This window comes from Streptomyces sp. (assembly GCF_031181705.1).
Taxonomy (GTDB): Bacteria; Actinomycetota; Actinomycetes; order Streptomycetales; family Streptomycetaceae; genus Streptomyces.
In genome coordinates this window covers 1-11,120 of sequence record NZ_JAPSKN010000017.1, presented here as the reverse complement: position 1 = coordinate 11,120, position 11,120 = coordinate 1, and the positions used below count along the sequence as shown (strand labels likewise).

At 70.8% G+C, this 11,120-nt stretch carries 7 protein-coding genes and 1 pseudogene; 1 reads left to right on the top strand and 7 read right to left on the bottom strand.

The annotated features are described in order from the left end of the window. Positions 1-142: 142 nt before the first annotated feature. The 3 genes from RIN80_RS06010 to RIN80_RS06000 all read right to left on the bottom strand — a co-directional run bounded on the left by RIN80_RS06010 (position 143) and on the right by RIN80_RS06000 (position 4,576). Complete coding sequence (locus tag RIN80_RS06010) at positions 143-1,735, bottom strand: cation acetate symporter (RefSeq protein WP_309094444.1); 1,593 nt, start codon at positions 1,733-1,735, stop codon at positions 143-145. Next, the gene (locus RIN80_RS06005) at positions 1,732-2,286 is read right to left on the bottom strand and encodes a DUF485 domain-containing protein (protein ID WP_309094443.1); all 555 of its coding nucleotides are present in this window, start codon (positions 2,284-2,286) and stop codon (positions 1,732-1,734) included. The genes RIN80_RS06010 and RIN80_RS06005 overlap by 4 nt, the downstream gene beginning before the upstream one ends. Positions 2,287-2,452: 166 nt before the next feature. After that, a complete protein-coding gene (locus RIN80_RS06000; protein ID WP_309094442.1) occupies positions 2,453-4,576 on the bottom strand; it encodes a DNA topoisomerase IV subunit B in 2,124 nt (707 codons plus the stop codon). 441 nt (positions 4,577-5,017) lie between these two features. Between RIN80_RS06000 and RIN80_RS05995 the strand changes: the two genes are divergently transcribed. Further along, on the top strand, positions 5,018-5,248 hold the full coding sequence (locus RIN80_RS05995) for a hypothetical protein (RefSeq protein WP_309094441.1): 231 nt from the start codon (positions 5,018-5,020) through the stop codon (positions 5,246-5,248). A 394-nt stretch (positions 5,249-5,642) separates the two neighbouring features. On the opposite strand, the gene RIN80_RS05990 is transcribed toward RIN80_RS05995, so the two are convergent. The 4 genes and pseudogenes from RIN80_RS05990 to RIN80_RS05975 form a co-directional block, all read right to left on the bottom strand. Beyond that, positions 5,643-6,473, bottom strand: a complete 831-nt coding sequence (locus tag RIN80_RS05990) for a serine protease (RefSeq protein WP_309094440.1) — start codon at positions 6,471-6,473, stop codon at positions 5,643-5,645. 161 nt (positions 6,474-6,634) lie between these two features. Beyond that, complete coding sequence (locus tag RIN80_RS05985) at positions 6,635-8,170, bottom strand: RNA polymerase sigma factor (protein ID WP_309094439.1); 1,536 nt, start codon at positions 8,168-8,170, stop codon at positions 6,635-6,637. Between the two features lie 425 nt (positions 8,171-8,595). Continuing rightward, the gene (locus tag RIN80_RS05980; RefSeq protein ID WP_309094438.1) at positions 8,596-9,483 is read right to left on the bottom strand and encodes a FadR/GntR family transcriptional regulator; all 888 of its coding nucleotides are present in this window, start codon (positions 9,481-9,483) and stop codon (positions 8,596-8,598) included. A gap of 161 nt (positions 9,484-9,644) precedes the next feature. Beyond that, positions 9,645-10,460, bottom strand: a pseudogene (locus RIN80_RS05975) (ABC transporter); the annotation flags it as partial. Between the last annotated feature and the right edge of the window lie 660 nt (positions 10,461-11,120).

The window sequence follows — 11,120 nt, the reverse complement described above, 5'->3', positions numbered from 1 at the left end:
CAGACCGCCCAGCGCTACCTCAAGCTCCTGGAGCGCACGGGACGGGCCCGCCTCACCCTCAAGTACGGCGACGCGGGCCGCCCGGAACACCGCTACGTGTGGGCGACCCGCTCGTAGCGGCTCCGCAGCGCGGGGCCGGCCGCTAGGCCGCTCCCGCCCCCGTCAGCGACCGCACCTCGGTCTCCGCGTGCCGGGCCTCGTCCGGGGCCTCCGCCGACGTGACCGTGCCCAGCCAGCCCGCCAGGAAGCCCAGGGGGATCGACACCAACCCCGGGTTCTGCAGCGGGAAGTACGCGAAATCGGCCCCCGGGAAGAGCGAGTCGGGGCTCCCCGAGACGACGGGGGACAGCACCACCAGCACCACGGCCGGGATCAGACCGCCGTAGACGGCCCATACGGCGCCTCGGGTGGTGAAGCCGCGCCAGAACAGGGAGTAGGCCAGCACGGGCAGGTTCGCCGACGCGGCGACGGCGAAGGCGAGGCCCACCAGGAAGGCGACGTTGAGGTCCCGCGCCAGCAGACCGAGGGCGATGGCGACCACGCCGACCCCGACGGCCGCGACGCGGGCCACGGCCACCTCGCTGCGCGGCTTCCCGCCCTTGCGCCGCAGGGACGCGTACAGGTCGTGGGCCACGGACGCCGAGGACGCGAGCGTGATCCCGGCGACCACGGCGAGGATCGTGGCGAAGGCGACCGCGGCGACGATGGCGAACAGAACCGTTCCCCCCGTGCTTCCGGCACCGCCGCCCAGGTCGAGCGCCAACAGGGGAACCGCCGTGTTCCCGGCCGCGTTCGACCCGCGCACGGCGTCCGGGCCCACGATCGCGGCCGCACCGAACCCGAGCACGATCGTCATCAGGTAGAAGCCGCCGATCAGCCCGACCGCCCAGACGACCGACCGGCGTGCGGCCCTCGCGGTGGGCACCGTGTAGAAGCGGGACAGGATGTGCGGCAGTCCCGCCGTGCCCAGGACGAGGGCCAGTCCCAGGCTGATGAGGTCGAACCGCGCGGTCCAGTCGCCGCCGTACCTCAGCCCGGGCGCCAGGAACGCCTCGCCGTGCCCGCTCCGCTCGGCCGCCGTGAGCAGCAGCCGGTTGAGGTCACCGTGGAAGCGCACGAGGACGAGCGTCGTCAGCACGATGGTGCCGCCGAGCAGCAGGACGGCCTTGACGATCTGGATCCAGGTGGTCGCCCGCATCCCTCCCAACGACACGTAGATCACCATGAGCGCCCCGACACCGATGACCGTCCAGGCTCGCGCCGCCCCGCTCGTGCCCCCCAGCAGCAGCGCCACCAGGCTGCCCGCGCCGACCATCTGCGCCACCAGGTACAGAACGGACACGGTGACCGAGGAGGTTCCCGCCGCGATCCGCACCGGCCGTTCCCTCATCCGCGCCGCCACGACGTCGGCGAGCGTGAAGCGACCGCAGTTGCGGACCAGTTCGGCGACGAAGAACAACACCACCAGCCAGGCCACCAGGAACCCGACGACGTACAGCAGCCCGTCGTACCCGAACAGCGCGATGAGGCCGGTGACGCCCAGGAAGGACGCGGCCGACATGTAGTCACCCGCGATGGCAAAACCATTCTCCATGGGAGTGAAGAGCCGCCCGCCCGCGTAGAACTCCTCCGCCGAACCACGCCGGTTGCGGCCCACCCACGTCGTGATGCCCAGCGTGACCGCGACGAACGCGCTGAACAGCAGCAGCGCCAGGCTCTGATGCTCGTCCGTCACGAGGCACCGCCGTTCACTCCGCGGGTCAGTTCCTGGGTGTCCCAGCGCAGTTCCAGTGCCGCCCGGTCGCGCCGCAGCCGCGCGTGCCGCGCGTACGCCCAGGTGAGCAGGAACGTGGTCAGGAACTGGCCGAGCCCCGCCAGCAGCGCCACGTTCACCGCGCCCGCCACCGGCCGGGCCATGAGCTCCGGCACGGTCGTGGCCGCCACGACGTACCCCACGTACCAGGCGAAGAAGGCCGCGAAGGCCGGTACCACGAACCTCCGGTACCGCCGCCGCACCTCCTGGAAGGCCGCGCTGCGCTGCACCTCCAGATACACGTCGGCCGCCGCGACGCCACGGACGCCCGCCTCACGCGCCCGGGGCACCGCCGCGGGCGCTCCGGCCCCCTCCGACTCGCCCCAGCCGGAGGCGAGGGCGTCGTACCAGGGGTCGTCGTACCTCAGCCGTACGGCCTCCTCGGCCGGACCGGGGGCATGACCGTCGAGCGGCTCGATGGAACTCTCCTGACCAGCCCCGACTCCGCGGGGACGGCCCTTGCTTGACTGCATGCCCAAGGATGGACAGAACGGGAAGATCCCCGACTCTTCTTCCCTCCGCTGTTCACCCCATCAGGTGACGCGGCCCGCACGGGACCGCACCGGCTCCCCGCCAAGGACGCCGAACGCCCGCCGGGGGCTTCCGCGCTCCCGGCGGGCGTGGAGCCCTGCGAAGCCGTTACGCGTCGATCCGCGACCGGTCCAGGGTCGCCGCCGAGTTGGAGATGAACTCCTTGCGCGGCGCGACGTCGTTGCCCATCAGCAGGTCGAAGACCTGCTCGGCCGCCTCCAGGTCGGAGAGGTTGATCCGGCGCAGCGTGCGGTGGCGCGGGTCCATGGTCGTCTCGGCCAGCTGGTCGGCGTCCATCTCGCCGAGACCCTTGTAGCGCTGGATCGAGTCCTTGTAGCGGATGCCCTTGCTCTGGAACTCCATGAGCTTGTCGCGCAGTTCCCGGTCCGAGTACGTGTACACGTACTTGTCCTGGCCCTTCTTGGGCTGGGTGATCTCGATCCGGTGCAGCGGCGGCACCGCCGCGAACACCCGGCCGGCCTCGACCATGGGCCGCATGTAGCGGTGGAAGAGGGTCAGCAGCAGCGTGCGGATGTGGGAGCCGTCGACGTCGGCGTCGGTCATCATGATGATCTTGCCGTAGCGGGCCGCGTCGATGTCGAAGGTCCGCCCGGAGCCGGCTCCTATGACCTGGATGATCGCGCCGCACTCGGCGTTCTTCAGCATGTCCGTGACGGACGACTTCTGGACGTTGAGGATCTTGCCCCGGATCGGCAGCAGTGCCTGGAACTCGGAATTCCGGGCGAGCTTCGCCGTGCCGAGCGCGGAGTCGCCCTCGACGATGAACAGCTCGCTGCGGTCGACGTCGTCGCTGCGGCAGTCGGCGAGCTTCGCCGGCAGGGAGGAGGACTCCAGGGCCGTCTTGCGGCGCTGCGCGTCCTTGTGCTGCCGGGCCGCGATACGCGTACGGGCCGCGGCGACGGCCTTCTCCATGACGACCCGGGCCTGCTGGGCGGCGTCGCGCTTCGTGGACGTCAGGAACGCCTTGAGTTCCTTGCTGATCACGTTGTTCACGATGCGGCGGGCCGCCGAGGTCCCCAGGACCTCCTTGGTCTGGCCCTCGAACTGCGGCTCGGCCAGACGCACCGTGACGACCGCGGTCAGGCCCTCCAGGGCGTCGTCCTTGACGATGTCGTCCTCGGCGACGCGCAGCAGCTTCTTGGCGCGCAGCACCTCGTTCATCGTGGCCGCCACGGCCTGTTCGAAGCCGGCGACGTGGGTGCCGCCCTTGGGCGTGGCGATGATGTTCACGAACGACTTCAGGGTCGTGTCGTAGCCCGTGCCCCAGCGCATGGCGACGTCGACGTCGAGTTCCCGGGTGACCTGGGTCGGGGTCATCTGGCCGTGCTCGTCCAGCACCGGGACGGTCTCCCTGAAGGTGCCCTGCCCGGAGAACCGGAGGACATCGCAGACCGGCTTGTCGGTGGCCAGGTACTCGCAGAACTCGCTGATTCCGCCGTCGAAACGGAAGGACTCCTCGCCCTTGCTGCCGCCCTCCCCGAGCCCGTACTCGTCGCGGACGACGATGGTCAGGCCGGGCACCAGGAACGCGGTCTGGCGGGCTCGCTGGTGCAGCGTCTCCAGACTGAGCTTGGCGTCCTTGAGGAAGATCTGGCGGTCGGCCCAGTACCGCACGCGCGTGCCGGTGCGGTTCTTCGGGATCTTCCTGGCCTTGCGCAGGCCGCTCTTCGCCTCGAACCTGGCGTCCTGGCCGTTTCCGGCGAAGGCTCCGGGAACACCGCGCCGGAAGCTGATCGCGTGGGTGTGCCCGCTGCGGTCCACCTCGACGTCCAGCCGGGCGGACAGGGCGTTCACCACGGAGGCGCCGACGCCGTGCAGACCGCCGGAGGCGGCGTACGAGCCGCCGCCGAACTTTCCGCCGGCGTGCAGCTTGGTCATGACGACCTCGACGCCGGAGAGGCCGGTCTTGGGCTCGACGTCGACCGGGATGCCCCGGCCGTTGTCCCGGACCTCGACCGAGCCGTCGTCGTGGAGGATGACCTCGATGTGGTCGCAGTAACCACCGAGGGCCTCGTCGACGGAGTTGTCGATGATCTCCCAGAGGCAGTGCATCAGACCGCGGCTGTCGGTCGAGCCGATGTACATACCCGGGCGCTTGCGCACGGCCTCGAGCCCCTCGAGGACGAGCAGGTGCCGCGCGGTGTAGTTGGAACCGTCCCGGTCTGCTCCTGCCAGCAGAGCTGTGGACGGCACGGACGTCTCGGCGGTCACGCGGTTCGCTCCTCGCTGAATTTCAGATGGGGCCCTCATGGGTAAGGGCGCGGCTTCAGTCACCGGTGAGAGGGTACCCAGGCCTGGTAGAGCCCTTGTAACGCCACCCTCGCCGGAAACTCAGACTAGTCGAGACTCGCATGCCTGTTCGATCCTTCGATGGAGTGAAGTCCACATCACGTTCCCTTCCAGGCATGAACCATTTAGGCTCCGGGCACGTCCTCATGAACAACCGGCAACCCAGCCGGGAGGACCGACCACCGATACGACGCGAAGCCCCGTAAGACACATAGACACGCAATACGGCACATTCGCCGCCAACCGGCAGCAGACAGCCGCCTCGGAAGATTTTTTCGAGGAAAAGCCACGAGCGGGAACGTTTTGGGGCTGGTTGGATGTTGACCCTGGTACGACAGCTCGTCGAGCTAGAGAAGAGGCGACGTGACTACTGTTCTGACCCCTGCGAGCCAGTTGACGGCCGCTGATCGCTGCGACCGCTGCGGCGCCCAGGCGTACCTGCGCGTCGTCCTGCTCAGCGGCGGAGAGCTGCTCTTCTGCGCCCACCACGGGCGCAAGTTCGAGCCGGAACTCAAGAAGATCGCCGCTGAGATACAGGACGAGACGGAGCGACTCACGGCCGCTCCCGCGACCGCCTCCGAGGAAGATCGCTGACACCTCGCGTCCGACGACGAGCCAGCCCGGCACAGGCCGGAGAGCGGGCGGCTGCCTCTCCCAGAGGCAGCCGCCCGTCCTCGTCTCCATGGAGCCGCACGCGCTCCGTCGGACGCCTCACAGCCTTTACCTGCTGGTCCGGTGCGGTCCCCTGCCGGGTCCCTTGCGGTTCCCCGCCGGGTCCGGTGCGGTTCCGGGTCCGGCCCCTGCTTTCGGGGCCGCCCTCCTGCGAGCCCGCACCCCGCGCCGTCCTGCGAGCCTGCGCGCCCCTTCACGGCAGGTCTCCTTCCGCACCTGGCCCGCACCGGACCCCTTACGCACCCACCTCCTGCCGGACGGGCCGCTTCCCAGGCCCCCCTCCGGCCCTGGTCCGGCCTCCCTCCGGGCCGGAGCCCTATCCCCAGCCGAGCGTCCGCATGATGTCGGACACCCGCATGTACACGCCGGGGTTGCCGGCCTGCCCGCAGCCGATCCCCCAGGACACCAGGCCGATGAGCCGCCCCCGAGCGACCAGCGGGCCCCCGCTGTCGCCCTGGCAGGCGTCCCGGCCCCCTTCGGGCTCTCCGGCGCACAGCATGCTCCTGGCGTGGTAGGTGCCGTCGGGCCCGCCCGGATACGCCTCCTCGCAGAGAGCGTCGGGGAGCACACGCACGCGCGCCGCGCGCAGATCGCTGGGATACTCCCCGGCGCCCGAGGTGTCACCCCACCCGTACACCGTCGCGACCTCCCCCGCCGCGTACGCCGGGTCGCCGTGGGCCGCCATGCCGATGACCGACTCGGCGGGCAGCGGCCGGTCGAGGGTGAGCACGGCGAAGTCGCCGATGTTGCTCACGCCGTCGTAGGCCGGGTTCACCCAGGTCGAACGCACGGCGATCTCCTGGCCGCCGCGGTCCGCCAGCAGGTCCGTGCGGCCCGTTATGACCCTGAGGTCCGTCAGCCGCTCCGGAGGGCCGCCCAGGACCGCCCGGTCCATGCAGTGCGCCGCGGTGAGCACCGTGGTGCGTCCGACCGCCACGCCGCCGCAGAACTGCCCCGCGCGCGTACCTCCGAACCGGTCACGACTGGACAGGGCCACCGTCCAGGGGCTCTGCGACGCATCGACCGGGGACCCGCCTATGACCGCTCGGTCGGCGGCCACAGAGGCCGTGGAACCCGCTGACAGGGCGGTGACCGCGGCCGCCAGGGCCAGCGGTCGGACCAGGGCTCGGACCAGTCGTCGACGCATACGCACTCCTCACTCCGTGATGCCGGTGAGACACCCAGAGTGATCCAACGGACAGCACCCCGCACCCGCGCGGAGGCCACGCCTCCCGCACACGGTGAGCCAGGCACGGCGAAGGCCCGGCCCCTGAGGGGAACCGGGCCTCGCGTGTCGTACGACCTCGATCAGTCGAGGTAGTCGCGCAGCACCTGGGAACGGGACGGGTGGCGCAGCTTCGACATCGTCTTGGACTCGATCTGGCGGATCCGCTCACGCGTGACGCCGTAGACCTTGCCGATCTCGTCGAGGGTCTTCGGCTGACCGTCGGTGAGACCGAAGCGCATCGAGACGACGCCCGCCTCGCGCTCGGACAGAGTGTCGAGCACGGAGTGCAGCTGCTCCTGGAGGAGCGTGAAGCTGACGGCGTCGGCCGGGACGACCGCCTCGGAGTCCTCGATGAGGTCACCGAACTCGCTGTCGCCGTCCTCGCCGAGCGGGGTGTGCAGCGAGATGGGCTCGCGGCCGTACTTCTGGACCTCGATGACCTTCTCCGGGGTCATGTCGAGCTCCTTGGCCAGCTCCTCCGGGGTGGGCTCGCGGCCCAGGTCCTGAAGCATCTGGCGCTGCACGCGCGCGAGCTTGTTGATGACCTCGACCATGTGCACCGGGATACGGATGGTGCGGGCCTGGTCGGCCATCGCGCGGGTGATCGCCTGACGGATCCACCAGGTGGCGTACGTGGAGAACTTGTAGCCCTTGGTGTAGTCGAACTTCTCGACCGCGCGGATCAGACCGAGGTTGCCCTCCTGGATGAGGTCCAGGAAGAGCATGCCGCGACCGGTGTAACGCTTGGCCAGGGAGACCACCAGGCGGAGGTTGGCCTCCAGCAGGTGGTTCTTGGCGCGGCGGCCGTCCTCGGCGATGATCTCCAGCTCGCGCTTGAGCTTGGGCGCCAGCTTGTCGGCGTTGGCCAGCTTGTCCTCGGCGAACAGACCGGCCTCGATGCGCTTGGCGAGCTCGACCTCCTGCTCGGCGTTGAGCAGGGGGACCTTGCCGATCTGCTTGAGGTAGTCCTTGACCGGGTCGGCGGTGGCGCCGGCGGCCGCGACCTGCTGGGCGGGCGCGTCGTCCTCGTCCTCGTCGGACAGCACGAAGCCCGCGGCCTCGGTGCCCTCGGGCTCCTCGCCGGCCTTGCCGGGGGCTGCTTCCTCGAGCACCTCCTCCTCGAGGAGCTCGACGTCGTCCTTCTTGGCGCTGGTCTTCTTGGCCGCCGTCTTCTTGGCGGGGGCCTTCTTCGCCGTCGCCTTCTTGGCGGTGGTCTTCTTGGCGGCCGCCTTCTTGGCGGGCGCCTCCTCCTCGGCGGGCTCGGCGGTGGGCGCCGCCGGCGTGGCGCCGGCGGTGGCCTTCCTCGTGGTCACCGCCTTGGCCGCGACCGTCTTGGTGGCGGTGCGCTTGGCGGGACTCTTCGCTGCGACGCTCTTTCGGGTGCGCTTGGGCTCTGCGGCACTGACCATCAGCGTCACACCCTCTTCCTCGAGGATCTGGTTGAGGCTGCGCAGTACGTTCTTCCACTGAGTGGCCGGAATCTGGTCAGCTTCGAAGGCCCGACGCACGTCATCGCCGGCGATCTGCCCCTCAGCCTTTCCCCGCTCAATGAGCGCCATGACAGAGACGGACTCGGCGATCTCCGGCGGGAGCGTACGGGATGTGCTGGCCGACACGAACAACCTCTCGGAACGTTGGAAAACGGCTTCCGGCCCCGTCCACAGGGACAGGAGCCGACCGCCGGCTTGGGGATGGGCCGACGGCGCGGGCGGGGGCCGGGAAGATGCACAGCGCCGTGAACGGCGTCCGTATTCCCTCCGCGGCTGTCACCTCTTAGGTCATCGCGTTCTTCCCACGAGCGTTACGCCCAATCCGCGTGGCCCGAGTCACACCCCGTAAGCGAACAAAAATGGCCAGAAGCTGACAGAGGTGGTCACCTCGGACATCGGCCCGGCCGCTCCGGCGGTCCACGGCCCCTTCGCGCCGTCGGACCCCGCGGGATCACCAAGGATCCCACGGGGTCCGACGGGAGGCGGGTCACCGAGCGGGCGTTGCCACAGGAGGGGGGTGGCACACCCGCCGCGCCGCCCGTGGAACGCGGTCAGTGCTCGCGCGGGGCGGGCACTACGCGTTCCACCTCGGGAAGGACCGTGAGGAGTTGCCGCATCGCCGCCTCGGCGCCGGCTCCGTCGCCGGTGGCGAGGGCGTCGCAGATGCGGCCGTGGTGAGCCAGTGACGCCTCGTTCGGCCGGTCACAGCCGGCGATCGGACCGCCGGAGACCTGGAGGGCCGCGGAGACGATCCCGGAGAGGTGCTCCAGCATGCGGTTGCCCGCGACCTGGATGAGCAGCGAGTGGAACTCGGCGTCGGCGCGGGAGAAGGTGAGCGCATCACCCTGGGCCATCGCGTGCCCCATGATCTCGACCATGTCCACGAGGCGCTGCTGGACGTCCTCGCGGCCGTGCCCCGCGGCGAGGCGGGCGGCGAGCGGCTCGATCGTCCAGCGCAGCTCGCTCAGCTCACGGCGCTGGTTGTCGCGCTGTGGCCCGAAGGCCCGCCACTCGATGATGTCCGGGTCGAGGAGGTTCCAGTCGCTGACGGGGCGCACGCGCGTGCCGACGTTCGGCCGGGCGCTGACCAGGCCCTTGGCCTCCAGGACGCGGAGCGACTCGCGGACGACGGTGCGGGAGACCTCGAAGCGCTGGCCGATCTCCTCGGGCACCAGCGGGCGGTCGGCGCCCAGGTCGCCGGAGACGATCATCTGACCCAGCTGCTGAACGAGTTGGCCGTGCAGTCCGCGCCCGCGGCTGCCCGTGGCGCGCCGGCCGACACGGCCCAGCTCCGGGTCCCCGCCGTCCCAGGCAGGGGCCCCGACACGGTCGACGGCGGGCGCCTCGGCGTAGGGGTAGCGGTCGAGTTCGCCCGGGCTCGCGAGGCCGGTGTCAGCAGAGCGGGCGGCGGTCATCATGGTGTGCGCAAGGGTACTCACGCATCCTTTGTCGGCGCCCTCTCCAACTCCCTTGAGGTCTTTGGTGAAAAGCACACGAAAGGGTGATCGCTCACCCCGTCGCAATTGACGCCTTATCGGAAAGAAATGGGCGTTCTGCGGGGAGTTGTGCGCATAGCCGAACTAAGGGTTACGGACAGTCGTCACCGGAACCTGTTCCGCAGGCCGGTGAGCAGGTAGGCGCAGAGCAGCGCGGCCAGCGACAACGTCAGTGCGCCGCCCACGGGTTGGGAGATCACCCGCAGCGCGGCCTCCAGATACCGCTCTCCCCCGAAGGGCCACCGCGGCAGCAGGGCCTCGCGCAGCCGCATCGGAAGCCCCGCCGCGGTCCGCACGGACGGCCCGTACAGGACCTGGTGCACGACGGGGACGACGAGCAGGGGCACGGCGGCGACGGCGGCGAGACCGGCCGTGGTGGACCGGAAGACTCCTGCGGCCAGCACCCCGGCCCAGGCGCAGCCGGCCACCAGCCCGATCCAACGCGCACTGAGCGGGAGCCAGTCGGCGGGGACCTGGGCGAGTTCCGGTCCGTAGACGAGATAGAGCACTTCGGCGTTGCAGCCGACGGTGAGGACGGCCAGTGTGAGCGCGGTGGCCGAGGCGACGAGCAGTTTGGCGACCAGCAGCCCCAGCCGGCGGGGCACGGTGCCGCGATCCGCCGCCAGGGCGGGGTGGCGGAACTCGTCCCCGAAGGCCAGCGCGCCGAGCAGGCCCGCGCCGAGCGCCGCGGGCGGCAGGGGCAGCTCCTTGGGCCACGCGGCCAGCAGGCGCGGCTGCGGGGTGTGCCCGATGCGGGCGAGCACGACGGCGGTCACGGCGGACACGACGAGCACGACGGCCCCGGTGAGGAACCCGGTACCGATCCCGGCTGCCCGCCGGATCTCGTAACGGAGAGGACGCAGAGGGCTGGGCGCGGGACGGACGGAGATGGGAGGCGGCAGAGGGGGCAGTGCGTCGAGGGTGCGCGCGCCGCGGGCACCGAGATTGCGCGTGGTGCCGGCATCGAGGGTGCGGGCTGTGCGGGCATCCGGGGAACGGGTGCCGTGGGCATCCGGGGAACGAGTGGTGCGGGCATCGAGGGGTCGGGGGGTGCAGGCATCCAGGGAACGGGTGGTGCGGGCTCCGGTGAGGTTCGGCGGGCGGAGGCCGGAGCTGCCGTGCGGGGCTTCCGTACCGACGAGCACGGGCGGCGCAACGCCGGGCTCACCGACCGCGGAGCCCTCGTCGGCGACTGGCGGCGACGGAGGGCCCGGATCACCGGCCAGGGCCTCCATTTTGGCAAGTGGCCGTGACGGAACGCCGGGGTCGTCGGTCGGCGCATCCACGTCCGCGTGCGTACTCGGCGATGAGGGTGCCATCGGAGCCGCCTGGGCTCCGTCCCCCGGATGGTTGGCCGAGGTGGCGTCCGAGTGCGCGGAAGGCTCGCCCGCGTGCTGATCCGGCCCGGAGGAGGCAGGCGGTTCCCCGACCCCTGACCCCGCGGCCTCTGCGGTGGCGGGCGGGTCCAGCGTGGGACGCCGCTCGGCGATGACGGTGTCGGTGTTGGTGTCGGTGACGGGCTGCGTGCCGATCGGACTCGGCGCTGCCGGAGCGGCTCCCGCGCCAGGTCCCATGTCGCC

What these genes read in the sequence shown, in the direction of transcription:
- RIN80_RS06005 (WP_309094443.1), bottom strand. Translation starts at nt 2,286, where the DNA reads ATGCAGTCAAGCAAGGGCCGTCCCCGCGGAGTCGGGGCTGGTCAGGAG.
- RIN80_RS05990 (WP_309094440.1), bottom strand. Translation starts at nt 6,473, where the DNA reads ATGCGTCGACGACTGGTCCGAGCCCTGGTCCGACCGCTGGCCCTGGCG.